Annotated in this window: 25 protein-coding genes; 15 read left to right on the top strand and 10 right to left on the bottom strand. The window is 71.1% G+C overall.

Features of this window, described 5'->3' with window-relative positions:
• From NVV32_RS01870 to NVV32_RS01860, 3 genes are read left to right on the top strand one after another with little or no spacing between them, the layout of a single operon-like run.
• A complete protein-coding gene (locus NVV32_RS01870; RefSeq protein WP_422391986.1) occupies nucleotides 1-912 on the top strand; it encodes a pseudouridine synthase in 912 nt (303 codons plus the stop codon).
• A 59-nt stretch (nucleotides 913-971) separates the two neighbouring features.
• Nucleotides 972-1,607, top strand: a complete 636-nt coding sequence (locus NVV32_RS01865; protein WP_422391171.1) for a DedA family protein — start codon at nucleotides 972-974, stop codon at nucleotides 1,605-1,607.
• The gene (locus tag NVV32_RS01860; protein WP_422391170.1) at nucleotides 1,570-3,198 is read left to right on the top strand and encodes a TspO/MBR family protein; all 1,629 of its coding nucleotides are present in this window, start codon (nucleotides 1,570-1,572) and stop codon (nucleotides 3,196-3,198) included. Before NVV32_RS01865 ends, NVV32_RS01860 begins: the two co-directional genes overlap by 38 nt.
• Before the next feature lie 172 nt (nucleotides 3,199-3,370).
• On the opposite strand, the gene NVV32_RS01855 is transcribed toward NVV32_RS01860, so the two are convergent.
• From NVV32_RS01855 to NVV32_RS01840, 4 genes are all read right to left on the bottom strand, one after another.
• The gene (locus tag NVV32_RS01855; RefSeq protein ID WP_422391169.1) at nucleotides 3,371-4,309 is read right to left on the bottom strand and encodes an NADP-dependent oxidoreductase; all 939 of its coding nucleotides are present in this window, start codon (nucleotides 4,307-4,309) and stop codon (nucleotides 3,371-3,373) included.
• 236 nt (nucleotides 4,310-4,545) lie between these two features.
• Complete coding sequence (ppc, locus tag NVV32_RS01850; protein WP_422391985.1) at nucleotides 4,546-7,362, bottom strand: phosphoenolpyruvate carboxylase; 2,817 nt, start codon at nucleotides 7,360-7,362, stop codon at nucleotides 4,546-4,548.
• A gap of 200 nt (nucleotides 7,363-7,562) precedes the next feature.
• On the bottom strand, nucleotides 7,563-8,726 hold the full coding sequence (locus NVV32_RS01845) for an acyl-CoA dehydrogenase family protein (RefSeq protein ID WP_422391168.1): 1,164 nt from the start codon (nucleotides 8,724-8,726) through the stop codon (nucleotides 7,563-7,565).
• 46 nt (nucleotides 8,727-8,772) lie between these two features.
• A complete protein-coding gene (locus NVV32_RS01840; RefSeq protein WP_422391167.1) occupies nucleotides 8,773-9,558 on the bottom strand; it encodes an SDR family NAD(P)-dependent oxidoreductase in 786 nt (261 codons plus the stop codon).
• A 143-nt stretch (nucleotides 9,559-9,701) separates the two neighbouring features.
• Here NVV32_RS01840 and NVV32_RS01835 point away from each other — a divergent pair, with 143 nt between their 5' ends.
• Nucleotides 9,702-10,745: a glycoside hydrolase family 76 protein gene (locus NVV32_RS01835; protein WP_422391166.1), complete on the top strand. Its 1,044-nt coding sequence runs from the start codon at nucleotides 9,702-9,704 to the stop codon at nucleotides 10,743-10,745.
• A 39-nt stretch (nucleotides 10,746-10,784) separates the two neighbouring features.
• A complete protein-coding gene (locus tag NVV32_RS01830; protein ID WP_422391165.1) occupies nucleotides 10,785-12,017 on the top strand; it encodes a saccharopine dehydrogenase family protein in 1,233 nt (410 codons plus the stop codon).
• 174 nt (nucleotides 12,018-12,191) lie between these two features.
• On the opposite strand, the gene NVV32_RS01825 is transcribed toward NVV32_RS01830, so the two are convergent.
• Complete coding sequence (locus NVV32_RS01825) at nucleotides 12,192-12,794, bottom strand: YdeI/OmpD-associated family protein (protein ID WP_422391164.1); 603 nt, start codon at nucleotides 12,792-12,794, stop codon at nucleotides 12,192-12,194.
• Between the two features lie 56 nt (nucleotides 12,795-12,850).
• On the opposite strand from NVV32_RS01825, the gene NVV32_RS01820 reads away from it, so the two are divergent.
• From NVV32_RS01820 to NVV32_RS01775, 10 genes are all read left to right on the top strand, one after another.
• The gene (locus NVV32_RS01820; protein WP_055765301.1) at nucleotides 12,851-12,994 is read left to right on the top strand and encodes a CopG family transcriptional regulator; all 144 of its coding nucleotides are present in this window, start codon (nucleotides 12,851-12,853) and stop codon (nucleotides 12,992-12,994) included.
• Entirely contained in the window at nucleotides 12,994-13,707 is a 714-nt protein-coding gene (locus NVV32_RS01815; protein WP_422391163.1) for a VOC family protein, read from the top strand. Before NVV32_RS01820 ends, NVV32_RS01815 begins: the two co-directional genes overlap by 1 nt.
• Nucleotides 13,708-13,813: 106 nt before the next feature.
• Nucleotides 13,814-14,353, top strand: coding sequence for an NUDIX hydrolase family protein (locus NVV32_RS01810; RefSeq protein ID WP_055765306.1), 540 nt, complete (start codon nucleotides 13,814-13,816; stop codon nucleotides 14,351-14,353).
• Between the two features lie 105 nt (nucleotides 14,354-14,458).
• Entirely contained in the window at nucleotides 14,459-15,328 is an 870-nt protein-coding gene (locus tag NVV32_RS01805; protein WP_422391162.1) for a DUF6707 family protein, read from the top strand.
• A 49-nt stretch (nucleotides 15,329-15,377) separates the two neighbouring features.
• Nucleotides 15,378-16,643 (top strand): tRNA guanosine(34) transglycosylase Tgt, encoded by a 1,266-nt coding sequence (tgt, locus tag NVV32_RS01800; RefSeq protein ID WP_422391161.1) that lies wholly within the window; start codon nucleotides 15,378-15,380, stop codon nucleotides 16,641-16,643.
• A gap of 112 nt (nucleotides 16,644-16,755) precedes the next feature.
• The gene (locus NVV32_RS01795) at nucleotides 16,756-17,421 is read left to right on the top strand and encodes a TetR/AcrR family transcriptional regulator (protein ID WP_055765311.1); all 666 of its coding nucleotides are present in this window, start codon (nucleotides 16,756-16,758) and stop codon (nucleotides 17,419-17,421) included.
• Entirely contained in the window at nucleotides 17,418-17,921 is a 504-nt protein-coding gene (locus NVV32_RS01790; protein ID WP_422391160.1) for a hypothetical protein, read from the top strand. The genes NVV32_RS01795 and NVV32_RS01790 overlap by 4 nt, the downstream gene beginning before the upstream one ends.
• On the top strand, nucleotides 17,918-18,868 hold the full coding sequence (locus NVV32_RS01785; protein ID WP_422391159.1) for a TIGR01777 family oxidoreductase: 951 nt from the start codon (nucleotides 17,918-17,920) through the stop codon (nucleotides 18,866-18,868). Before NVV32_RS01790 ends, NVV32_RS01785 begins: the two co-directional genes overlap by 4 nt.
• Nucleotides 18,869-18,872: 4 nt before the next feature.
• On the top strand, nucleotides 18,873-19,694 hold the full coding sequence (locus NVV32_RS01780) for a hydroxymethylpyrimidine/phosphomethylpyrimidine kinase (protein WP_055765321.1): 822 nt from the start codon (nucleotides 18,873-18,875) through the stop codon (nucleotides 19,692-19,694).
• A gap of 30 nt (nucleotides 19,695-19,724) precedes the next feature.
• Nucleotides 19,725-20,216: a DUF6328 family protein gene (locus NVV32_RS01775; protein WP_422391158.1), complete on the top strand. Its 492-nt coding sequence runs from the start codon at nucleotides 19,725-19,727 to the stop codon at nucleotides 20,214-20,216.
• Between the two features lie 12 nt (nucleotides 20,217-20,228).
• Here the strand turns inward: NVV32_RS01775 and NVV32_RS01770 are convergent, their stop codons facing one another.
• The 5 genes from NVV32_RS01770 to NVV32_RS01750 form a co-directional block, all read right to left on the bottom strand.
• The gene (locus tag NVV32_RS01770; protein WP_055765327.1) at nucleotides 20,229-20,906 is read right to left on the bottom strand and encodes a LytR C-terminal domain-containing protein; all 678 of its coding nucleotides are present in this window, start codon (nucleotides 20,904-20,906) and stop codon (nucleotides 20,229-20,231) included.
• A complete protein-coding gene (locus tag NVV32_RS01765; RefSeq protein WP_055765330.1) occupies nucleotides 20,899-21,198 on the bottom strand; it encodes a type II toxin-antitoxin system VapB family antitoxin in 300 nt (99 codons plus the stop codon). Before NVV32_RS01765 ends, NVV32_RS01770 begins: the two co-directional genes overlap by 8 nt.
• A gap of 99 nt (nucleotides 21,199-21,297) precedes the next feature.
• On the bottom strand, nucleotides 21,298-21,681 hold the full coding sequence (gene rbsD, locus NVV32_RS01760) for a D-ribose pyranase (RefSeq protein ID WP_055765333.1): 384 nt from the start codon (nucleotides 21,679-21,681) through the stop codon (nucleotides 21,298-21,300).
• Nucleotides 21,678-22,631 (bottom strand): ribokinase, encoded by a 954-nt coding sequence (locus NVV32_RS01755; protein WP_055765336.1) that lies wholly within the window; start codon nucleotides 22,629-22,631, stop codon nucleotides 21,678-21,680. Before NVV32_RS01755 ends, rbsD begins: the two co-directional genes overlap by 4 nt.
• Nucleotides 22,632-23,576: a substrate-binding domain-containing protein gene (locus NVV32_RS01750; RefSeq protein ID WP_422391157.1), complete on the bottom strand. Its 945-nt coding sequence runs from the start codon at nucleotides 23,574-23,576 to the stop codon at nucleotides 22,632-22,634.
• Between the last annotated feature and the right edge of the window lie 15 nt (nucleotides 23,577-23,591).

Below are 23,591 nucleotides of genomic sequence, written 5' to 3'. Positions count from 1 at the left end.
ATGCGCTCTCCCCTGCCCGTGCGCAACGGCGTCAATGCCACGCGGCTGCGGCTCCCGGCGGAGGGCCCGTGGGAGACGGCCCTCGACTACATCCTCGACCGCTTCGACCACGTCGACCCCGACGGCATCGGCGAGCGCTTCGACCGCGGCGAGGTCGTGGCGCTCGGAGGCGAGGTGCTGACGCGCACCACCCCGCTCGGCGAGCACACGTTCGTCTGGTACTACCGCGAACTGCCCGTCGAGGAACGGCTCCCGGTCGAGCTGTCGATCCTCCACCAGGACGAGCGGCTGCTCGTCGTCGACAAACCACACTTCCTGCCGACCACTCCGGGCGGCATGTACGTGGCGGAATCGGCCCTGGTCCGCCTCCGGGTGGAGCTCGGCCTGCCGGACCTGATCCCCATGCACCGCCTGGACAGGATGACGGCGGGCGTCCTGATGTTCGCCGTCGACCCCGCGACGCGGGGCGCCTACCAGTTGCTGTTCGAGAACCGGCGCATCAGCAAGGAATACCGGGCCGTCGCGCCCGTCCGCCCGGAGCTGGGCCTGGACACGGCCCCGCTGGACGTCCGGAGCAGGATCGTGAAGTCGCGCACCTACCTCCTGGCGCAGGAGGTGGAGGGACCCGCGAACACGCACACGACCGTCAGCCTCCTGGACGAGCGGGCGGGGCGCGGGCTGTACCGCCTACAGCCGCACACGGGCAAGACGCACCAGCTCCGGCTGCACATGGCCTCTCTCGGGCTGGGGATCATCAACGACCCGTTCTACCCCGTGCTGCATCCGCAGGCTCCGGACGACTACGCGCGGCCCCTGCAACTCCTCGCCCACAGCATCGCGTTCACCGATCCGGTGGACGGCACCGAGCGGGCCTATGCCTCACGACTGGGCCTCGCCGAGTTCGCCCGATAGCCACGGACCGGGCGCGAGACGGCGGTCCACACAGGGGTGCTGGGCGGTAGATTTACAGGGTGGACCTGCCCGGCACGGACATCCCATCACCGCTCTACCTCCTCGTCATGTTCGCCGTGATCGTCGTGGACGTGATCATCCCCGTCGTGCCCTCGGAACTCCTCGTCATCGGCGCCGGCACCATGTCGGCGCACGGCCTGCTCTTCCTCCCGTTCGCGGTCGTCGTGGCCTTCGCCGGGAGCTGGGTGGGCGACGTCGCCCTCTTCCTGCTCTTCCGCCGCAGGCTGACGCACTTCCTCGACCGGTTCCGCTGGGGACGATCCATCCACCGCGGGCTGCGCAACGTCATCGAGAAGGCCGGCAGCTCCCCCACGTACGCGGCCGTCGTCGCGGTCCGGTTCCTCCCGGGCGGCCGCACGGCCAGCGTGGCGGTCGCCGGGATCGCCGAGCTGCCCCTGCGCCCGTTCATGCTCGCTGCCGCCGGCGGCAGCGTGCTGTGGACGGCATGGCTCGTAGGCCTGGGGTTCGTGGCAGGAGCGTCCACGGGCCTGCCCGCAGGGGTGAGCGCCCTGCTCGGAATGGCGGTCGGTACGCTGGTGGGAGCCATCACGGCGGCAATCCTCGCCCTGAAGAAACACCGGAAGGCCAAAACGACGCATGAGCACCCCGAGAAACCCGGGTCCGACGCTCCCTGAGAAGCCGGCGGGGCCGCCGAGGATCGTGCAGGAGAGCCCCGCGCCCGAGCTGCCCTCGGACACCGCGAGCGTCCTCGAACGGCTCAAGGCAGCGCAGCCCCGGGTTGTTCCCGCGACGAGCGACGATTCCGCGGCTCCACGGTCCGCCGGCTCCGATCCTGCGAAGGGCACATCGGCGACCACCGGCGCAGGAACCCCGGAGTCCACGCGCTCCGGCTCCGACACCGCCTCCGTTGCCGCCACGGACGCCGGCTTTGCCAGGACGGACCGCACCGCTGCCACTGCCGACGGCGCCGACAAGGACGACAAGGCCGACAAGGACGACAGGCCCGGCAGGCCCGACAGGCCCGGCAGGCCCGGCAGGCCCGGCAGGCCCGACGAGGCCGGCAAGTCCGGCAAGTCCGACAAGGGGAAGGCGCGGATCCCGGCGGACACGAGCGCCACGGACGGCACGTCCTCCACGGCCGCCGGCGAACGGCGGCGGGTGGCGGCAGAGGCGGCACGGGTCGCGGCGGTGGGGGCCCGCCGTGCCGCAGGGGTGACCGGACGGACGATCGGTCGCAGCGGTGTCGCTACCGGTAAGGCGATCAGCCAGGGCAGCGCCACGGCCGGCAAGGCCATCGGTCGCGGCAGCAGCGCCGCAGGAATGGCGATCGCCGGAGGCAGCAGCACCGCGGGGAAGGCGATCCGCCGCGGCAGCACAGCGACGATCCGGCACATCGGCGCCTGGGACGCCGACGTCGTCCGGCAGGCAGCCGTGACGCTCTGCGCGATCGCCTGCATCCTGGGTTCGGCGGCCGGGGTCGGCGCCTTCGGCGGCCCGTCGATCAGGGATGCGGCAGGAGGCCTGTTCTCCCCCGACGCGACGCTCCTGGCGCCGTCGTCGTCGGCCTTCTCGATCTGGAGCGTGATCTACGCGGGGCTCGTGGCCTACACGGTGTTCCAGTGGTTCCCGTCGCAGCGGCGCACCGGACGCCAACGGCGTCTCGGCTGGACCGTTGCGGCCTCGATGCTGCTGAACCTCGCATGGATCCTGAGTGCCCAGGCCGGCGGGCTCACGGTGAGCCTCGTCGTCATCATGCTGCTGTTCTTCACGCTCCTGGCAGCCGTGCGCACCCTGAACTCCCATCCCACCCAGACACGGGTGGAGGGAGCGCTCGTGGATGCGCCGATCGGCCTGTATCTCGGCTGGGTGCTGCTGGCGGCCGGAGCGAATGCAGCGGCGTTCTTCACCGCCGGACGGTTCGACCTCTTCGAGTGGCAGGGCACCACCTGGGCGATCGTCGGTATCGCCGCGATCCTCCTGACGGCGGCCGTCATCTGCTCCACCGATCGCGGCCGGCTGTCGGTCGCCGCGGCCACGTCATGGGGTCTGCTGTGGATCGCCGTCGAGCGGGCACTGGCTGAGCCGCCCTCGCTGGCCGTGGCACTCGCCGCGGCCCTCGCGATCTTCCTGCTCCTCATCACCGCCGGTTCCCGCCGGCACCGCGTCGATCACGCCTACCGACGCTGGTTGCGGGCCGAGGAGGACGCCCTCCGCGACCCGATCGACCTGCTGGGCGACGACGACTACGAGGACTCACGCTCCTAGGACGCGAGCCCTCCCGCTTGTTGAGCACCCCCACGCCGGCGTGCTGTGACCGGCCGCGTCCGACCAGTCCCACGAGCTCGCGCCCTGCGAGGGACAGGCGATCCCGGCACACCTGAGGCGCCGCCCCGACGGGTGCGACGCCTCGACAGGCTGCCTCGGGATGCCGGCGCGCCTACCCCTGGCCCTGCTCACCGACGGTGACGGCGATCTTGCCGCGGATGTGGCCGTCCATGCTGCTGCGGAAGGCATCGGCGGCCCGCTCCAGCGGGAAGCTCTCCGCGAGCACCGGCGTGACGCTGCCCGCCTCGACGAGTTCCGTCAGGGCGAGGAGATCCGCCGGGTTCGGGCGGACGAAGATGTAGCGCCCGCCCCGGTCCTTGACCTCGGCGTCGGCGACGGAGGCGATCCGCTCCGGGGACTTCAGGTGCTCCAGGGAAGCGACCCAGTCCTCGCCGCCCACGAAGTCGACGACGGCGTCGAGCCCTTCCGGCGCTGCCTCGGCGAGGCGCTCCGCGAGCCCTTTCCCGTAGGTCAACGGCTCCGCACCCAGGGAACGCAGGAACTCGTGGTTCTTCTCGGACGCGGTGGCCAGTACCCGGGCGCCCCACGCCGTCGCGATCTGGATGGCATAGGTCCCCACGCCACCGGCTCCGTTGTGCACCAGGACGGTCTCACCCTCACCGACACCGACGGCCTGCAGCGACTGATAGGCGGTGAGCCCGGCCAGCGGCATGGTCGCCGCCTTCGCCCAGGAGATGTTCCGCGGTTTGCGGGCGAGCGTTCGCACCGGAGCGGCGACCTGCTCGGCGAAGGTGCCGAGCCCCACGGTGTCCATGCGGACGTACCCGATCACCTCGTCACCGGCCTCGAACTCGGTGACGGACGGTCCGGGCTGCACCACGACGCCGGCCACGTCCCACCCCGGGATCACGGGGAAGGAGGTGGGCAGGGCCGCATCCAGATACCCGGCGGTGATCTTCCAGTCCACGGGGTTCACGGATGAGGCCCGCACGTCGACGAGCACCGAGTCCGGCCCCACCTTCGGGTCCGGCTGCTCGCCGTACTGCAGGACGTCGGGATCGCCGTACTTCTCGTAAAAGACTGCCTTCATGGTGCTCCTCCTGCTCGTCCGGTCGCTGCCGGCGGTGTTCGGGTTCCGAAGGCGGCAACCGACCACTCCCGGCCGCTATTCCGTCGAGCACGCTGTGCCGGTCGACGAGCACGGGAGGAACCAGGGACGCGGAGGCACCGATAGAGGGGCCCGCACCGGGCGCGTAGGCGCCGGCAGAGGGGCACGAGCCGGGTACGCAGGACGCCCACCCACCGGCAGAACCCCGCCGAGCCGGGTCAGCCCGTGTTGCGCATCCCCGCGGCCACACCGTTGATGGTGATGAGCATGGCCCGCTGGAGCCGACCATCGGGCTGTCCGCCGTCGGCCTCCGCCCGCACGCGGCGCAGCAGCTCGACCTGGAGGTAGGAGATCGGGTCGAGGTACTGGTCCCGCACGGCGAGGGACCGCTTGAGCACCGGCTGGTCGTCGAGGAGCTCCTGCTCCCCCGTGAGGTGCCGGATCTCGGCGAGCGTCAGCTCGTACTCCGCCCGGATCACGCCGAAGAGGTGCTGGAGTTCCGCCGGGACCAGCGCCTCCACGTAGTGCGCGGCGATCTCCAGGTCGGTCTTCGCGAGGGTCATCTCGACGTTGGAGACCACGGTGCGGAAGAAGTGCCAGCGCTCCAGCATCTCGGACAGCAGGCCCTCGTGGCCCGCCTCGCGGGCGGCACGCAGCCCGGACCCGACGCCGAACCAGCCCGGGACGATCTGCCGGGACTGCGTCCAGCCGAATACCCACGGGATGGCGCGGAGGCCGCCGAGGCCGCTGCCCGAATCGGGGCGCTTCGACGGACGAGAGCCGATGTTCAGCGAACCCAGTTGCTCCACCGGCGTCGAGGCGAGGAAGTAGGCGGGCAGGTCCTGATGGTCGATCAGCGAGCGGTACCGCGAGAACGCGGCATCCGACACGGTCTCCATGACCTCCGCCCAGCGCCCGCGATCATCCTCGGACGTGCGTGGTGTCCGGTGCAGCGCCGAGCCCTGCATCACGGCGGCGAGGGAGAGTTCGAGGTTCTCGCGGGCCAGTGCCGGCAGCGAGTACTTGTCGCTGATGACCTCGCCCTGCTCGGTGAACTTGATCTCCCCCTCGAGGACGCCGTTGGGCTGCGCGAGGATGGCGTCGTACGTGGGACCGCCCCCGCGGCCCACCGATCCGCCTCGCCCGTGGAAGAGCCGGAGGCGGACGCCGTGCTTGGCTGCGACGTCGCGCAGGCGCCGCTGCGTCTTGTGGATCTCCCAGAGGCTGGTCAGCACCCCGGACTCCTTGTTGGAATCGGAGTACCCGAGCATGACCTCCTGCAGGTCACCCCGCAGGCGGACCACCTCGCGGTAGGTCGGATCGGACAGCAGGGTGTCCACGATCTCGGCGGAGACGCGCAGCTCGTCCACGGTCTCCAGCAGCGGCGCGAAGCCGATCTTCGCGAACGCGCCCGAGTCCGGTCCGCCGGATCCGTCCCCGACGACGTCGACCAGTCCTGCCTCGCGTGCGAGCACCACGGGCGCCAGGACGTCGTCCGCCCCACGGGTCATGGACACGATGTAGGTCTCGATGACGTCGGGGCCATAGGTGCGCAGGGCCGAGGCGATCTCACGGAAGACGTCGAAGGTACGGCGTGCGCCGTCGTCGAGCGGTGGGTTGACCGTCGCGAGCGGGCGCCGGGAGGCGAGTTCACGGGACAGTGCCCGGAGGCGGCCCTCGCGGTCGAGCTCCAGATAGGGCACGTCCAGTTCGCCAAGCCGGTCGGTCAGCTGCGCGACGACGTCGTGGTGCATGTCGGCGTGCTCACGGATGTCGAGTGTGGCGAGGTGGAGACCCACCGAGGAGATGACGCGCGACGCCGTCGCGAGGGCGCCGTCGGCCGCGAGGCCCGCCGCGTGCTGCCGCAGCGAGTCCCCCACGAGCGCGAGGTCCGCGAGGATCTGCGCGGCGTCGAGGTAGTCGCGCCCCGGTTCGTGCGCCGTCTGGTTCTGCACCCGGGCCGCGGTGTTGAGCAGCTTCGCCTTCACGCAGGTGAGCTTCAGCCGGTAGGGCTCCTGCGCGTTCAGTTCCAGGACGCGCTTGTCGAGCCGCGGGAGGTTCGCGAGGTCGCGCTCGATCGACGCGGTCAGTTCCCCGGACGCCCCGACGATCGCCGTGGACGAGGACAGCGACGAGATGAGCCGGTCGATGAAATGGATGGAGATACGGACGGCCTGCTGGTTCTGGATTTGGAGGATCTCGCGGGTCACCGCGGCCGTGACGTTCGGATTGCCGTCGCGGTCCCCACCGATCCACGAGCCGAATCGCAGCGGCGCCCCAGCGGCCGGCAGGGTGACCCCGTGCTGCGCCAGGAGGTCAGAGAGGTCCTCGAGCAGTTCGGGCATGGAGGTCGTGAGGATGTCCCCCAGGTAGTACATGGCGTTGCGCGCCTCGTCGATGGGCGTGGGCCGCACCTGCCGCAGCTCGTCGGTCTGCCAGATCAGGTCGATCACCTCGGCGAGCCGCCGGTCCTGCCGCCGGCGCTGCTGCGATCCCTCCGCACCGGTCTCCGCGAGGACGTCGGAGAGGCGCCGGAGCTTGTCGAGCACGGAGCGGCGCGAGGCCTCGGTGGGGTGTGCCGTGAAGACGGGGCGGACGTCCAGTTCCTGCACGACGGCGGCGAGCGCTTCCGGGCCGGCGTCGGAGGCGATGCGCGAGACCGTCTGCGCCAGCCACCCGTCTTCCTCCGACCGCGTGCGGAGTCCCCGTACACGGTGCACCTGCTCGGCCGCGTTGGCGAGGTGGAAGTAGGCGGCGAAGGCGCGCACCAGCTCCGTTGCCCGGTCGATCGGCAGGGCCGCGAGGAGGTCGCGTACCTGCCCGGCGAGCGCGGCCCGCTCCCCGGCGTCGCCCACGGTGCCCGATTCCTTCGACTGCTTGGTGAGCAGCCGGACGCGCTCCACGAGATCGAGCAGCTCCTGGCCGTGCTGCCGGACGAGCGATTCGCCGAGCAGGGTACTGACCCGGCGCACGTCGGCGCGGAGATCGTGGCTGATGTCGCCGTCGGACGCACCGGACGGAGCGGTGGCACGCACGGAGGACACTTCGAGGGGCACTGTCACGACAGCCTGCTTTCAGGGCACGGAAAACGAGGCGTATGCGGCACTGGATACGACGGATTGCTGTTGGGATACTACCCAGTCATGTGGCGTGCGCCTCACCGCGTCCGTCATGTGACCTCCGGGCCGCCCTGCCGCCGCTTCGTGCACGGGGTCCGCTGACGGGCCCGGCTACGTCAGGCGAAGGCCGAGATGCCGGTCAGCGCCCGCCCGACGATCAGGCTGTTGATCTCGTAGGAGCCCTCGTAGGTGTAGACGGCCTCGGCATCCGCGAAGATCTTCGCCATCCCGTAGTCCGTCACGATCCCGTTCCCGCCGAGGATCCCTCGCCCGAGGGCCACGGTCTCCCGCATGCGCCCCGTCGTGAAGGACTTGGCGAAGGCGGCCTGGGGCATGTCCGATGCGCCCTGCTCCTGCAGCTGGGCGATGCGCGCCATGACACCGAGGCAGGCGGTCGTGTTGCCCATCATGGTGACGAGCTGGTCCTGGACGAGCTGGAAGCCCGCGATCGGCCTGCCGAACTGGTGGCGCTCCACGGCGTACTGCCGGGCGACGTCGAACGCGGCCAGTTGCTGGCCCACGGCCTGCCAGCCGACGAGGATGCGGGAGCCGAGCAGGAGCTGCCGGGTGTCGTTGAAGGTCTCGATGCCGGCGAAGCGGTCGGACTCGCCGACGCGCACGTCGGTGAGGGTGATGTCGGCGTTCTGGACGGTGCGCAGGGCGGTCTTGTTGGCGATCGTGGTGCGGGTGACGCCGGGCAGGGTGGCGTCGAGGATGAAGCCGCGTACTCCCCCGGTCTCCGTGTCCCGGGCCCAGAGCAGCATGTAGTCGCAGAACGTGCCGTTGCCGATCCACCGCTTGGCGCCGTTGAGGATCCAGGAGTCGCCGTCGCGGGTGGCCGTGGTCGCCATGCCGCCGGCGACGTCGGACCCGTGCAGGGGTTCCGTCAGGGCGAACGCGCCGGTGATTTTCAGGTCCATGGCGTCCTGCAGCAGCCGGGCCTTCTGCTCCTCGCTGCCGAACATGTGCAGGGCTTCGACGAAGAGATCGTGGTGCACCATGAAGAACGTGGCGATCGAGGTGTCGGCCCGCGTCATCTCGGCGATCACGAGCCCACTGAACAGGTGGCTGTAGCCCTGCTGCACCGGTGTGCTGAGGTTCAGGCCCGCGAGCTTCGGCAGGATCTCGTGCGGGAACTCGGCCCTGTTCCACCATTCGGCGCATCGCGGAGCCACCTCCTTGGCCAGGAAGTCACGGACGTCCTGGAGCTTCTCGCGCTCGTGACCGGCGAGGAGGGATTCGAAACCGAGGAAATCGGCGGTGGGAAGCTGGCTCTCCATCGAGCCGTCCTTTCAATCGAGCTGAGACCGGGAGGACCTGGTGCGGCTACTTCGGCGCCATGCGGATGGCACCGTCGAGGCGGATCGTCTCGCCGTTGAGCATCTGGTTCTCGATGATGTGTGCTGCAAGCGCCGCGTACTCGACGGGCTTGCCGAGACGGGACGGGTGCGGCACCTGGGCGCCCAATGAATCCTGGGCCTCCTGGGGCAGGCCCGCCATCATGGGCGTCTCGAAGATGCCGGGGGCGATGGTGACCACGCGGATGAGCGACCGCGCGAGTTCACGCGCGATCGGGAGCGTCATGGCTGCGACCCCGCCCTTCGACGCGGCGTAGGCGGGCTGGCCGATCTGCCCGTCGAAGGCGGCGACCGACGCGGTGTTGATGATGACCCCTCGCTCGTCGGAGCCGCCGGCACCGGTGACCGTCGCCGTCCGGGCCATGGCATCCGCGGCGAGCCGGATGACGTTGAAGGTGCCCACGAGGTTGACGGTGATGACGCGGGTGAACTGCTCGAGCGGCAGGACGCCGTCGCGCCCGAGGACCTTGCCCGGCGTCGCGATTCCCGCGCAGTTGACCACGATGCGCAGCGGGCCGAGGTCCACGGCGACGTCGACGGCCGCCTGCACCTGAGCGGCGTCGGCGACATCTGCGGGGATGAACCTGACCCGCTCGCCCGAGGGGTCGAGGGTACGCGCTGCGTCGGCTCCGGCGGACTGCGGGAGGTCCACGAGGACCACCGAGGCGCCGTCGTCGACCAGCCGCCGGGCGGTGGCGAGGCCGAGTCCCGACGCACCTCCGGTGACGAGTGCCACCGATCCCCTGATGTCCATGCCGACCCTTCCGCCCGGGTGGACCGCCGTTGGTCCGTCCTCGCGCCCAGCGTACTGTGACGTGGCCCACTGCGCACCCGGCAGGGAATCCATTGCGCATCCTGCCCAATGCCGGGTGACGCCGACGTGGCTAGGGTGGTCACATGCCCATCCCCGACGACGCAGCTTCGATCACCGCGGCCGGCGTGCGGCAGCTCTTCGCGCGGCGCAGCCTGCACGTCCCCGGTACCCGGCTCGGATCCATCGCCTTCCCGCCGCCGACGAGCGCCCGCAGCCACTGGCACTACTGGTGGCAGGCCCACTTCCTGGACTGCCTCCTCGACGAGCACCTCCGAACCTCCGGCGCGGGCGAAGGCGGCGGCGCAGGCGACGGGACCGGCGCGCTGCCCGAGGCTCGCAAGCTGGCGCGCGGCATCTGGCTCCGCAACGGCGGCCGCTGGCGGAACTCCTACTACGACGACATGGCATGGCTGGCGCTCGCTCTCCAGCGCCTCGACGCCGTCGAGGGGCGACGCCGGCCACGGCGCCGGGTGCGGATCCTCGGCGCCGCACTGCGCTCGGCCCACACCGCCGAGCTCGGCGGCGGGGTCTACTGGAACACCACGCGGGACTACAAGAACACGCCCAGCACCGCGCCCGCGGCGGTGTTCTTCGCCCGCGCCGGAGAGACCGCGCGGGCGCAGGACCTGCTCGACTGGCTCCGCGACCGCCTGTTCGACGAGGATAGTGGGCTCTTCCTGGACGGGATCAAGGCCGACGGGCGTGTGGACCGGGGCCTCCACACCTACAACCAGGGCACGGTGCTCGGCGCGCTGGTCGAGGTCGGAGGGGCGGACAACCTCTCCGCCGCCGCCGATCTCGTCGGCGCCATCGCGCGGGAAGTCGCCGACGACGACGGCGTGCTGCCGCTGGCCGCGGGCGGCGATGCCGGCCTGTTCACCGGCATCCTCGCCCGGTACCTCGCCGGGGCGGCGGTCGCCGGCATCGGCCCCGCCGCCTCGGCGACGGCCCGGCGGCTGCTCGACGCGACGGCGCACCACCTGTGGGACGGCCGGCGGACCGCAGGGGGGACGCTCGTCCTCCCGCCGGTGCAGGACGGCCCGGTCAGCCTGTCGTCCCAGCTGCAGGCGTGGATGGTGCTCGAGGCTCGGTCCAGGGCCGGGTCCACCGGAACCGCCGGGGACTGACCGGCTGCGTCCCGGCCCCGGCGGTGCAAGACTGCAGGGATGGAGACCTCAGCGCGCGCCCATGACCTCGTCCTCTTCGGTGCTACCGGCTTCGTCGGCGAACTGATCGCCGGCTACCTCGCCGACCACGCCCCGGCGGACCTGCGGGTGGGACTGGCCGGCAGGTCGAGGGAGAAACTCGAGGCCGTGCGGTCGAGGCTGCCCGCTGCCGCGCACGACTGGTCTCTCATCGAGGCCGATACGGAGCACCCCGACTCGCTCGCGGCGCTGGCCGAGGGGACCAGCGTCCTCTTCACCACGGTGGGCCCCTATGCGAAGTACGGGCTGCCGGTCGTCGAGGCCTGCGCCCACGCCGGCACCCACTACGGGGACCTCACGGGAGAGGTGTCCTTCGTCCGCGAGGCCATCGACCGGTACGGCGAGCGCGCGAGAACGACCGGCGCGCGGATCGTCCATGCCTGCGGGTACGATTCCGTCCCCTCCGATCTCGCGGTACTCCTCCTGCATCAGGCTGCCGAGGCGGACGGCGCGGGCGGCCTGACCGAGGTGCAGCTCGTCGCGACCGCCAAGGGCGGCTTCAGCGGGGGCACGGTCGACTCGATGCGCGGACAGCTGGACGGCATGCGGTCGGACCCCGTGCAGCGGTCGCTGGCGGCGGACCCCTATTCCCTCAGCCCGGACCGGTCCGCCGAGCCTTCGACCCGGCAGCCGCGGGACCTGGGCTGGGTCGGCCGGGCGGCGGACGGGCGGCGGACGGCGCCCTTCGTCATGGCATCCGCGAACACGCGGATCGTGCGCCGCAGCAATGCGCTGCAGGGCTGGGCGTACGGTCGGTCCCTGCGCTACGGCGAGGTCATGGGGACGGGGCGCGGAGTGAGGGGCGCGGTGATGGCCGGGGCGACGGCGCTCGGCCTGCGGGCGTTCGGTGCCGCGCTCGCCCTCCCACCCACGCGGAAGATCCTCGACCGGGTCCTTCCGGCGCCAGGATCCGGACCGGGTGTGGCTGCGCGGCAGGCGGGCTGGTTCCGCTCCCAGGTGACCGCGGCCACGGAGAGTGGCCGGCGTTACCAGGCCACCGCCTCGGGCCCCGGCGACCCGGGATATGCCGCCACCGCGGTGATGGCCGGCGAGACGGCGCTCTCACTGGCCCTCGACGGCGACAGCCTGCCCGTTGCCGCCGGTTCCCTGACCCCGGCGTCCGCCCTCGGGACCGTCCTGGTGGAACGGCTGAGGGCAGCCGGGCACACCTACGAGGTCACAGCCCTGGACTGACCCGACGGGGGTCGCCCTGCACGGCGCCCGTGGGAACCGACGGAACGGGGACGGCCACGCCGTCATGCCGGTCCCGAGCCAGCACCGCCGGCGTCACGGGTCCGTCCCTCTCCTGAGAACCGCGGCCTGGGGAGCTGATGCGACCGGACCCGGCTGGCTACGCTGACCACAGGCCTACCCGCCGCCGCGCGTCCGGCCGCTCTGGGGATAGATCGTCTCGCCGCGCGCGAGCATCGCGACGAACTTCGCGATGTTCCGCTCCCTCGCCGCCTGCGTCTTCAGCTGGGAGATCCGGAAGATCATGGCGTACCGGTTCTGGGAGGACAGCGTGCCGAACATCGCGAGCGCGGCAGGGTCAGCGTCGATCGCCGCCGCGAGTTCGGCGGGGACCTCCGCCGTCGCCGGGCCCGCGTAGGCCCTGTCCCATCTGCCGTCCGCCTGTGCTGCGGCCACCGCCTGCTCCCCCGCCTCGCGCATCCGGCCCTCACTCCTGAGTCGGTCCACGTAGGTGCGGTTGCGGATCGACCAGATGCTGCGCGGCCCGCGCGGGGTGAAGCGCTGGAAGTAGCTGCCCTCGTCCCGGGACCGGGCCTGGCCGTCGATCCAGCCGAAGCACAGGGCCTCGTCCAGAGCCTGTGCGTAGGTGAGCAGGGTCGTCGTGCCGCCCTTCTTGTGCTCGATGAGCCACACGCCGGGCGAGGTCCGGTGGTTGTCCTCCAGCCACCGTCGCCAGGCGGCAGCGTCCGGCAGCAGGAGTTCGGGGGGCTCGGGCTTCATGCGTCAACCGTACGCCGGAGGCAGCCGTCATCATACTAGTTTGCTAGTATCCGGGCATGCCCGACCCGGCGAAAGTGCAGTTCAACGTCTACCTCCCCCCGGACCTCGTCCGCGAGGTCAAGCACCGCAGCATCGATGAGGCCCTCAGCCTCTCGGCGTTCGTCGAGCAGGCGCTCCGTGCCTACCTGGAGGAGAACTGATGCTCCGCGTCCGGCCCCTCGTGTACACAGCGGACCTCGCCCGGGGAACCCGCTTCCTCACGGCACTCGGGCTCACTCCCGCCCGGGACCGCGAGCCGGACGACTCCTGCGCCGTGTTCGATGCCGGGAGCGGCAGGGTCGCGCTGCACGCCTGCACCCCGGGAAGCGAGGAGCACGGCACGACGGCGCTCGCGTTCGAGGTCGGTGACGTGCACGAGTTCGCTCGCCGGACCGCCGAGGCGGGCACCGCCGTCGAACTCACCGCGGAGGGCCACGGGCCGGCGGCCCGCATCACGGCGCCCGACGGCCTGAGCTTCCTGGCCCACGCCGGACCGCGGGACACCGGGGCCCCGGCGTCACCCCTCGCTGTCCTCGCGCTCTGGTACACCACCGACGACGCCGCCGCAGCGCGCGTCCTCGCGGATCTCGGCGCTAAGCCGCGCATCGGATCACCTGCCGGCACCCTGCACGCCTTCCGGGCGAAGAACGGGGGCCTCGTCGCCGCTATCACCGGGCCCGCCGCCGGCTGCGGACTGGCCTTCGACTACGAGGGTGACGTCCGGGACCTCGTCCCCCGCGTGTCCGGCGCCGGTTTCGACCACGACGTGGTGGAGGAGAGCCACGGACGCTCGCTCCGTACGGCCGCACCGTGGGGCGCAGAGGTCGTCGTCCATGAGGCGCAGCGTGACGTCGAGAACCCCACGGCGCCCTGATCCGCGCCCTGTCCGCACCCTGCCCGTCGCTGCGCCGGATTCAGCCACGGGCCGAAGAACCGCGCGCCGTCTCCGCCGGGGCCGGGGTCTGCGCTAGAACTGGGGTATGAACGTACGCACCCCTGACCCCAATCCGGGCTGGCTCTCCGAGGATGATCTCTACGAGGCTCGCCGCCGCCTGCCGATGGTCTACGTCGAAGCGATCCCCGTGCGGTGCGACACCCTCGGGTACGTCAACGAGGTGGGACTGCTCCTACAGGCCAATGAGCAGGGCGAGATGGTGCGGACCTTCGTCTCCGGCCGGGTCATGTACCGGGAGACCATCCGCGCTGCCCTGCTGCGGCACCTCGAGAAGGACCTCGGCCCGATGGCCCTTCCGCAGCTGGCGCCGTCGCCGCTGCCGTTCACGATCGCCGAGTACTTCCCCTCGCCCTCGGAGACGGGACTGACCGATGACCGTCAGCACGCCGTCGCCCTCGCCTACCTCATCCCCGTCACCGGCGAGTGCAACCCCCGCCAGGATGCGCTCGAGCTCTCCTGGCTGACACCCGCCGAGGCCCTCAGCCCCTCCATCCAGGCCGAGTTCTCGGGCGGTCGAGCAGATCTGCTCCGCCAGGCGCTCGCGCATGCCGGATGGGGCCGCTAGCCGCGACGGGGCTCCGGACCGGACGCCCGGTTCCCGTATCGTGAGACGGGCGCTGGGGAGCAGAGGATCGTCCGGGGGCTATTGGCAGAGGTTGGCAGGACGCACATGATGGTGAACAGGATGGACAGGACCGGGTTGCGCGCGGTTCCGGCGGAAGTCGTGGTGGCGAGTGACGTCCTCGCACTGCCCGACGGCGACGCGACGGCGGAGGTGACGGGAATCGCCGTCGTGAACGACGATTTCGGCGTACCCGCCCTCGTGGTCGCGACGCTGGCCGACGGTCGGCAGGTCAGGATCGCCACCGGCTCCATGGCCTACCTCGTACCCGTCGACTCCGAGCTCGGCGTCTCCGCCGTCGCCGCGGACCACGGCTCTCCCGAGGAACTCGTGGCGCAGATCGCTCAGGCGCACCCGGACAGCGACACCCTGCAGGGTGTCGCCGCGAGGCTGGCCCGCGGCATCAACCTGAAGTCCGGCAGCAACCTGCAGGACCTGCACCAGTTCGCGCTCACCCTCCTCGTGGACGAGGGGGACACGGCGTCCGCCCTCTCCGTCGCGGACCTCCTCGCCGGACTGCCGTTCGACGGCAACTTCGGCCGGTGGAAGTGGATCGAGGGCGGCCTGGCGATCGCCGCGTACCTCACGCGCCACGACGACGCCCGCTCCGCCCGGTACTCCGCCGCCCTTCGCGCGGCCGACGACGCCGAGACGGACCCGCTCCGTGCCAAGACCGCCGCCATGTACCGGCAGCGGCAGCTCAACGAGCCCAACGTCTACGATCCGGAGATCCTCCGCGCGTCGGCCGCGGGCCGGACCGACGTCGAGCGGGACTGGCGGGTCCTGCGCATCGGCGTGCTGCTGTACCTGCGGGCACACGGCGGATCGGAGACGCTGAGCCGGGACGTCCTGGAACGGCGTATCGCCGCCGAGCTCGCAGCCGTCACCGCCCTGGACGGCCGGCTGACCGGCAGGTAGGCGGCCCCGCATCACGTCCGGGCGTTCGTCGTCGGGCTGGCAAAATGGGATGGTGCATCCACAGTCCCAGCAGTCCTCGTTCTCCTTCGCCGTCCACCACCGGATCGAGGAGACCACACCGGGAGCGGGCGGACCGGGACCGCGGCACGGGCGCACCGGGACCATCACCACGCCGCACGGCGAGATCCGCACACCGGCCTTCATCCCCGTGGGCACCAAGGCCTCGGTCAAGGCCGTCCTGCCCGGAGCCATGGCCGAGCTCGGCGCCCAGGCACTCCTCGCCAACGCCTACCACCTCTACCTGCAGCCCGGGGCGGACATCCTCGACGAGGCCGGCGGGCTCGGTGCCTTCATGAACTGGCCCGGCCCCACGTTCACCGACTCGGGCGGGTTCCAGGTCATGAGCCTCGGTTCCGGGTTCAAGAAGGTCATCACCATGGATGTGCCGGTGGACGCCGAGGCGGCGGGGGCGGACGACCGCGTGGCCGTCGGCAAGGAGCGTCTCGCCCACATCGACGACGACGGCGTCTGGTTCAAGTCCCACCTCAACGGCGACCGGCACCGCTTCACGCCGGAGATCTCCATGCAGGTGCAGCACCGGTTGGGCGCGGACATCATGTTCGCCTTCGACGAGCTGACCACCCTCATGAACTCGCGCGGCTACCAGGAGGAATCGCTCGAACGCACCCGCCTGTGGGCCGAGCGGTGCATCGTCGAGCACCAGCGGCTCACCGCGGAGCGCAGCCATCGCCCGTACCAGGCACTGTTCGGCGTCATCCAGGGGGCCCAGTACGAGGACCTGCGGCGGAAGGCCTCGGCGGATCTCGGGGCCATGGACTTCGACGGCTACGGCATCGGCGGCGCCCTGGAGAAGGAGAACCTCGGGACCATTCTCGGGTGGTGCAGCGACGAGCTCCCCGAGGACAGGCCGCGCCACCTGCTCGGCATCTCCGAACCGGACGACCTCTTCACCGGGATCGAGAACGGGGCGGACACCTTCGACTGCGTCTCCCCCACCCGGGTGGCCCGCAACTCGGCGTTCTACACGCCGGACGGCCGGTGGAACCTCTCCAACGCCCGGTTCAAGCGGGACTTCACGCCGCTGGTCGAGGGCTGCGACTGCTACACCTGCACGCACTACACGCGCGCCTACATCCACCACCTGTTCAAGGCGAAGGAGATGGTTTCGGCGACGCTGATCTCCATCCACAACGAGCGCTTCGTGGTGCGGATGGTCGACGACGCCCGCGCGGCCCTCGAGGAGGGCACGTTCTACGACCTGAAGGCAGAGGTGCTCGGCCGCTACTACGCCTGATCGCCGGGCGCCGGAGGCGGACCCTTCGTCGGGAGACCGGGCCTAGGCCATTCATTGAACGTGTTCAAAAAGGGCGTACCCTTCGAATTGAACAGGTTCAAGAAGGAGTCCGATGCCGACGTCGACGGCCAAGAGCGAAGCCACCAGGGAGCTGCTGGTGTCCACCGCACTGCGGCTGTTCCGCGAGATCGGCTACGAGAAGACGACCATGCGAGCCATCGCCACTGCCGCGAGCGTCTCCACGGGCAGCGCCTACTACTACTTCGCCTCCAAGGACGACCTCGTGCACGAGCTGTACCGCAGCCTGCAGGAGGAGCACCGCACCCGCGCACTGCCGCTCCTGCGTGAGGGCCAGAATCTCGGCGAACTCCTGAAGATCGTGCTGAACACGGGGATCGACGTCATGGGCTCGTACCACGACTTCGGCTCGAACTTCATCGGCATCGTCATCAAGCCCTCCGCGACCACGAGCCCGTTCGGCAGCGAATCGGCCGTGGCCCGGGCCCGCGCCATCTCCCTCTTCCGGCAGGCAGTGCTGATGTCCCGTCCGCAGCCACCGCTGGCCATCCGGGACGACCTCCCCGAACTGCTCTGGTACGCCTCCATGGGGGTCACGCTCTTCTGGGTGTACGACTCCTCGCCGGGCCAGGCCCGGACCCGCCGCCTCATCGACCAGGCCGCACCGCTCATGTCGAAGCTGGTGATCCTGTCCCGGCTGCCCGTGGTCCGCAAGATCGTCGAGGACATCGTCCAGCTCATCCGCGGGACACGGCAGTGATCCCGCCACGTGGCCCCGGCGAACCGGTCGACGGCACGGGCCGTGGCAGCGCGGCGGACGACGACGAAGGCACCCTGGCGGACGCATTCGCCCTGGCCGACGACGGACGGACGCCCTCCCGGCACCACGTGACCTTCGGGGTCGGCGCCGTGGTGGTCGGTTTCCTGGTCGGCGTGGTCACCCTCGCCCTGGTCTTCGCGCTGCGGTGGGGTTCCGGCGGCCTCGGCATCTTCGTGATCGCCCTCTGGTACGGCCTCGGCATCGGGTTGGTGACCGGCCTGCCCCTCGGCGTCGTCGTCGGATACCTCCTGCGGCCGGTCCGCAACCAGTGGATCCATGTCGGCGTCTTCTTCGCCGTCTTCGCGGTGGCCGCCTTCGTGGTCGCCGCCCTGCTGTCCCCGTCGACGGCCCTCGGGGACGGTCTCCCCACGGCGCTCGTCATCGGAGGTGCGGGCGCCCTGGCCCGCGCCAGTGTCTGGAGGCTGGTCCGCACGCGATGACCGTCGTCCCGAACACCGTGCAGACGGCCGTCATCGCCGGTGCGTCCGGCTTCATCGGGACGCACCTCGTCCGGCGCTTCACCGAGGCCGGGGTGGAGGTGCGCACCATCGGCCGCAGCGGGTCCGCCGTCTGGGGGGACACAGCGGCCCTCGCGAGCGTGCTCGACGGAGCCGATGCCCTCGTCAACCTCGCCGGCCGGAGCGTCGACTGCCGCTACGGCAAGCGGAACGCGGACGCGATCTTCTCCTCCCGGGTCGACACCACCGAGGAGCTCGGGCGTGCCCTCGCCCTGTGCAGGGAGAGTGGTGGAACGCCGCCGCGGGTGTGGATGAACTCCAGCACCGGCACCATCTACCGGCATGCCATGGACCGGCCGCAGACCGAGGACGACGGCGACCTCGGCACCGGATTCTCCGTCGCGGTGGCACGGGCGTGGGAGCAGGCCCTCGCCGACGCCGCCACGCCCGGCGTGCGGAAGGTCGCCCTGCGCATCGCGATCGTCCTGGGCCCCGGCAGCGTCATGACGCCCCCCTCCACGCTGGCGCGGGCAGGTCTGGGCGGCCGGATGGGGCCGGGCACGCAGAAGTTCAGCTGGATCCACCTCGACGACCTGTACCGCGCCGTCGTCCTCATCGCTGCGACCCCGGCCCTCGAGGGTCCCGTCAACCTCGCAGCCCCCGGTGTGGTGACCAATGCCGAGCTGATGGCCGCCGTCCGCGAGCGCCTCCACGTCCCGGCCGGCCTGCCGACGCCGGCCTGGCTCCTCGAACTCGGCGGCGTGATCATCCGCACCGAGGCCGAGCTGGTCCTCAAGAGCCGGTGGGTCTCCCCGGGCAAACTCCTCGACGCCGGGTTCACGTTCGACCACCCCACCCTGGGCCCGGCGCTCCAGGAGATCCTCACCCCCGGCGGGGTGGAAGCGCCCGCACCGGTTCGGGCACACTAGGGGCATGCCCGATACCCAGACCCGCCCTGCCCCCGCCATCACCCTGACGATCGCCGGGTCCGAGGCGACCGGTGGCGCCGGTGCGCAGGCCGACCTCAAGACCTTCCAGGAGCTCGGTGTGTACGGCATCGTGGCGCTGACCTGCATCGTCTCCTTCGACCCGAAGAGGGACTGGCAGCACCGCTTCGTCCCCGTGGACCAGCAGGTCATCGCGGACCAGCTCGAGGCCATCCAGTCCTGCTACCCGCTCAGGACCGTGAAGCTCGGCATGCTCGGCACACCTGCCACCATCGACACCGTCGCCACCGCGCTCGGGAGCCAGGAGTGGGACCACGTGGTCCTCGACCCCGTGCTGATCTGCAAGGGCCAGGAGCCCGGCGCCGCGCTGGACACGGATCAGGCCCTGAAGGCGAACATCCTGCCGCTGGCCACCTTCGTCACGCCGAACCACTTCGAGGCCGAATCACTCTCGGGCATCTCCATCGACGATCTCGAGGACCTGAAGGAGGCCGCGCGGATCATCCACCGGCAGAGCGGCGCGGTGGTCCTCGCCAAGGGCGGCGTGCGCATCGAGGGCCCCGACGCCGTCGACGTCTACTTCGACGGCGAGACCCTCGAGGTGCTGTCCGAGCCGAAGGTCGGCGAGGTCGCCGTCAGTGGCGCGGGCTGCACGCTCGCCGCCGCCATCGCTGCGGAGCTCTCCAAGGGCGCGGCTCCGCTCGACGCCGCGCGGACGGCCAAGGCCTTCGTCACGGAGGGCATCCGCAACCGGGTGGCGTCCAACGCACCGTTCGACGCCGTCTGGCAGGGCGGCGCGCGGGCCTGACGGACCCTCCGCGCGGAGGATGCGTCCCGGATGAGGAGCCCGGAGGAGGACGACGGCCGGGGCGAGAGCAGCAACCAGCGCCTGGACCGCAACTGGCAGGAGATGCTGCAGGAGCTGCGCGTGATGCAGACCGGCATCCAGATCCTGACGGGCTTCCTCCTGACGCTGCCCTTCCAGAGCCGCTTCACCGAACTCGATGACGTCCAGGTCACCGTGTATCTCTGCCTGGTCTGTCTGTCCGCCCTGATCACGGCACTCGTGCTGACCTCGGTCAACCTGCACCGCGTCCTCTTCGGCCTCCGGGTGAAGGCGACGCTCGTCCGCCGCACCGCGGCCCTCATCCGGACGACGATCGCCCTCGTGGGGCTGGTGCTCGCCGGTACGGCGTGGCTGGTCTTCGACCTGGTGGTGAACCGTGCGGCGGGGCTGACCGTCGGCGCGTCCGTGCTCGCCGTCGTGCTGGTCCTCTGGGTCGTGTACCCCCTCGGTGTCCGGCGCGCAGCCCTGCGACGGCGGGCCTGACGCCCACGCCTGCTAGGGAGCGGCGGGAGTCGGGGCGGGCGTCTCGTCCCCACCGGCGCACCTGAGCGCCGCGGGGGTGATGTCGACGCCCTCCGGGGGCACGATGCCCGTATAGGAGGACCCGACGATCACGTCCACCGTCCGGTCCTCGCGATCGTCGGCCACATAGAGCGAATCGGGGATCGTCCGCTGCACGGTGAACGCGTTGGCTCGTCCGCCCTCGCCCGAGACGATGATCGCCGTCATCCCGGTGGATCCGACCTGCCTGTTGCCGATGTCCCGCACCGCGAAGGCGCGCCCGCGCAGCTGGTCGGCCGCCGTCGTCGCCAGGCCGTCGATCGTGGTGCTGTTGAAGACGTTGACGGTGATCGCGCTCGGGTCCTGGTAGTCGAACGGCCCGGCCGGGCAGGTGGACGTCGGTTCGGGGGAGGCCTCGGCCGCACCGACGCTGATGTCACCCCGGGCGATCCCGAGCGCCACGTACACGGCGGCGGCGAGCAGGCCGATCAGGACGACCAGCACCACTCCGTGGCGGATGCGCCGCATCGAGGCACGACGTCGACGGGCGGCGTCGTCCTCCTGGAACACCGCGCCGAGATCCGTCTCCGTGACGATCCTGTGCCCGTGCCACTCGGTGGGATCCCGCTTCGCCTGCGCCCGCTGACGGCGCGGCGAGTCCTCCTCAGTCATTGAGGACGAGGACCCTCGCGTGCAGGATGGTCCGCTGGTGCAGCGCGGTCCGCACGGCGCGGTGCAGGCCGTCCTCCAGGTACATGGTCTCGTTCCACTGCACCACATGGGGGAACAGGTCGCCGAAGAAGGTCGAGTCCTCGGCCAGCAGCGCCTCGAGGTCGAGCGTCGTCTTGGTGGTCACGAGTTCGTCGAGCCGGACCTGCCGCGGGGGCACCTCGGCCCAGTCCTTGGGGGTCACGTGTCCGTGGTCGGGGTACGGCCGGCCGTCACTGACTGCTTTGAAGATCACTGCTACAGCCTAGGTAATTGCGCGGGGCAATGGAACGCGGTCGCCCGGAAGCAGGCATCTCGTGGCCCAAAGGTTACCCCCGGGCACGGAACGCACACGTCAGAAGTCGACGCCGCACTGCAGGACGACGTTGGCGTAGGGAGTGGCCTCTCCGGTCCGGATGATGAGCCGCGCCTCGGACAGGAGTGCCTTCAGGTCCTCGTGGGAGATCCGTGTGGGCTGCAGGCCCCTGTCCTCGAGCCAGGCGTCCACGGCCGACCCCCGGGCCTCCGCGGCGGCCGTACTGCCCTCCACCACGATCTCGGCGAGCACCGCGTCCAGCACCTGGGTGAAGGACGGGATTCCGCGCACCAGCGCCAGGTCCAGGACGGACGCCGAATCCGGCAGCGGGAGTCCGCAGTCGGCGATGACCACGAGGTGGCCGTGGCCGAGCGTCGCCAGAGCCCGGCTGAGGGGTGCGTTGATGATGCCTGACTTCTTCACGGACTCGATTCCTGCTGGGGACCCGCGATGCGCGGGTGCTGTGGTTCGGGCAGCTCGTCATCGAGCGTGGGGTAGGAGGGCTGGGCTCCCGGGTGCTGGACGGCGTAGGAGCCGACGCGGACGGCGAAGTGCACGGCATCGTCGAGGGTGCTCCCGGCGGCGAGCCGGGCCGCGAGCGCGCCCACGAAGGCGTCCCCCGCACCCGTGGTGTCCACCGCGGAGACCGTGGGCGCCGGGACCGGACGCACGGCGGCGCCGTCGGACAGCAGCGCTCCCGCGCCGCCGAGCGTCATCACCACGGAGGCGAAGCCGCAGGCGAGGAGCGCCTCGACCACGGAGCCGTGGCCGCCCGTCGCGGCTCCGCCGAGCTGCTCGAGGACCAGGGCTCCCTCGTGCTCGTTGACCACGAGCGGATCTGCCCGGAGCAGGACGTCGCGCTCGATCCCGATGACGGGCGCCAGGTTGACGACGACGCGCCCGGTAGCGGCCCGCACAGCGGCCTCGATGGATGCTGCCGGCAGTTCGCCCTGGACGATGACGACGGCAGCGCCGCGGATCGCCTCCGCGGACGCCGCAACGAGGTCCGCCGTGACCTGCTTGTTGGCACCGGGCAGCACCACGATGGTGTTCTCCCCGTCGTCGGACACCTCGACGACGGCGACGCCGGTCCCGCCGTCGAGCCTGCTGACCGCGCCGAGGTCGACGCCCGCGGCCGACAGTGCGGACAACGCGACGTCCGCGTAGGCGTCCGATCCCACGGCACCGATCATCGCGACGTCCGCGCCCAGCAGCGCGGCCGCCACCGCCTGGTTGGCGCCCTTGCCGCCGGGCAGCACCGTCATCGAGCGCCCGAGCACGGTCTCACCAGGGTGCGGGTGCCGTGCGAGGGTGACCACGAGGTCCGCGTTGATGGACCCGACGACGACGATGCCCGGCGACAGTGTGCTCATCTAGGCGAAGTCCGCGACATTCTCGGTGGTGACGGTCGTGACGGGGACCGGGATGGCTTCCTCGACGGCCTCCTCATCGAGCAGCTGCACGAGGACCTCGACGGAGCGCTTGCCCAGCTCGGCGGGCTGCTGCGCGATCGTCGCGGTGAGCGTGCCGGCCTCGATGGCGGCCAGGCCGTCGGCCGTGCCGTCGAACCCGACGACCTTCACGTCCTCGCCGGCCCGGGCGCCGAGGGCCTGGATGGCACCGAGGGCCATCTCGTCGTTCTCGGCGAAGAGACCGGTGACCCCCGGATTCGCCTGCAGGAGATTGGTGGCCACGTTGAGGGCCTCGGCACGATCGAAGTTGGCGGTCTGCTGGGCGACGATCTCGATGCCGGGGTAGGCCTCCATGCCTTCGGCGAAGCCGGCTCCCCGGTCGCGGCTGGCGGAGGTCCCGGCGACACCCTGGAGGACGATCACCGTGCCCTGCTCCCCCATCGCCTTCGCGAGCTCGTCCGCGGCCTGCTTGCCGCCGGCCACGTTGTCGCTGGAGACGAGGGACTGGACCTCGGCGCCGTTGACAGCGCGGTCCACGGCGACGATCGGCGTGCTGTTCGACACGAGGGGGGCCACCGACGCTGCTGCGGCGTCGGAGTCCACGGGATTGATGATCACGCCGTCGGTGCCGCTGGTCGCCGCGGTGGCGAGCTGGTTGGTCTGGGTGGCGGAATCGTTCTGGGCATCGACCACTTCGAGGTCGACGCCTGCTGCGTCCGCCGCTTCCTGGGCGCCGTCGCGCAGTTCGACGAAGAACGGGTTGTTCAGCGTGGAGACGGAGAGCGTGACGCTCCGGCTGTCCGCGGCGGCGTCGTCACCGCCGCGGTTGCACGCCGTGGTGCCGAGGAGCAGTGCGAGCGACATGGTGACGGCCGCGGCCTTGAGGGGTGTGGAGGAGTTCATCATCGGATCCTTCTGGAG

The organism is Arthrobacter sp. N1 (genome assembly GCF_048288285.1).
GTDB lineage: Bacteria > Actinomycetota > Actinomycetes > Actinomycetales > Micrococcaceae > Arthrobacter_D.
This window is presented reverse-complemented; position numbering and strand designations above follow the sequence as displayed.

Bases quoted from the DNA above. Each gene is read 5' to 3' on its own strand.
- NVV32_RS01870 (WP_422391986.1), top strand. From the start codon at position 1: ATGCGCTCTCCCCTGCCCGTGCGCAACGGCGTCAATGCCACGCGGCTG.
- NVV32_RS01860 (WP_422391170.1), top strand. From the start codon at position 1,570: ATGAGCACCCCGAGAAACCCGGGTCCGACGCTCCCTGAGAAGCCGGCG.
- NVV32_RS01855 (WP_422391169.1), bottom strand. From the start codon at position 4,309: ATGAAGGCAGTCTTTTACGAGAAGTACGGCGATCCCGACGTCCTGCAG.
- NVV32_RS01845 (WP_422391168.1), bottom strand. From the start codon at position 8,726: ATGGAGAGCCAGCTTCCCACCGCCGATTTCCTCGGTTTCGAATCCCTC.
- NVV32_RS01840 (WP_422391167.1), bottom strand. From the start codon at position 9,558: ATGGACATCAGGGGATCGGTGGCACTCGTCACCGGAGGTGCGTCGGGA.
- NVV32_RS01835 (WP_422391166.1), top strand. From the start codon at position 9,702: ATGCCCATCCCCGACGACGCAGCTTCGATCACCGCGGCCGGCGTGCGG.
- NVV32_RS01830 (WP_422391165.1), top strand. From the start codon at position 10,785: ATGGAGACCTCAGCGCGCGCCCATGACCTCGTCCTCTTCGGTGCTACC.
- NVV32_RS01825 (WP_422391164.1), bottom strand. From the start codon at position 12,794: ATGAAGCCCGAGCCCCCCGAACTCCTGCTGCCGGACGCTGCCGCCTGG.
- NVV32_RS01820 (WP_055765301.1), top strand. From the start codon at position 12,851: ATGCCCGACCCGGCGAAAGTGCAGTTCAACGTCTACCTCCCCCCGGAC.
- NVV32_RS01815 (WP_422391163.1), top strand. From the start codon at position 12,994: ATGCTCCGCGTCCGGCCCCTCGTGTACACAGCGGACCTCGCCCGGGGA.
- NVV32_RS01810 (WP_055765306.1), top strand. From the start codon at position 13,814: ATGAACGTACGCACCCCTGACCCCAATCCGGGCTGGCTCTCCGAGGAT.
- NVV32_RS01805 (WP_422391162.1), top strand. From the start codon at position 14,459: ATGATGGTGAACAGGATGGACAGGACCGGGTTGCGCGCGGTTCCGGCG.
- tgt (WP_422391161.1), top strand. From the start codon at position 15,378: ATGGTGCATCCACAGTCCCAGCAGTCCTCGTTCTCCTTCGCCGTCCAC.
- NVV32_RS01795 (WP_055765311.1), top strand. From the start codon at position 16,756: ATGCCGACGTCGACGGCCAAGAGCGAAGCCACCAGGGAGCTGCTGGTG.
- NVV32_RS01785 (WP_422391159.1), top strand. From the start codon at position 17,918: ATGACCGTCGTCCCGAACACCGTGCAGACGGCCGTCATCGCCGGTGCG.
- NVV32_RS01780 (WP_055765321.1), top strand. From the start codon at position 18,873: ATGCCCGATACCCAGACCCGCCCTGCCCCCGCCATCACCCTGACGATC.
- NVV32_RS01775 (WP_422391158.1), top strand. From the start codon at position 19,725: ATGAGGAGCCCGGAGGAGGACGACGGCCGGGGCGAGAGCAGCAACCAG.
- NVV32_RS01770 (WP_055765327.1), bottom strand. From the start codon at position 20,906: ATGACTGAGGAGGACTCGCCGCGCCGTCAGCGGGCGCAGGCGAAGCGG.
- NVV32_RS01755 (WP_055765336.1), bottom strand. From the start codon at position 22,631: ATGAGCACACTGTCGCCGGGCATCGTCGTCGTCGGGTCCATCAACGCG.
- NVV32_RS01750 (WP_422391157.1), bottom strand. From the start codon at position 23,576: ATGATGAACTCCTCCACACCCCTCAAGGCCGCGGCCGTCACCATGTCG.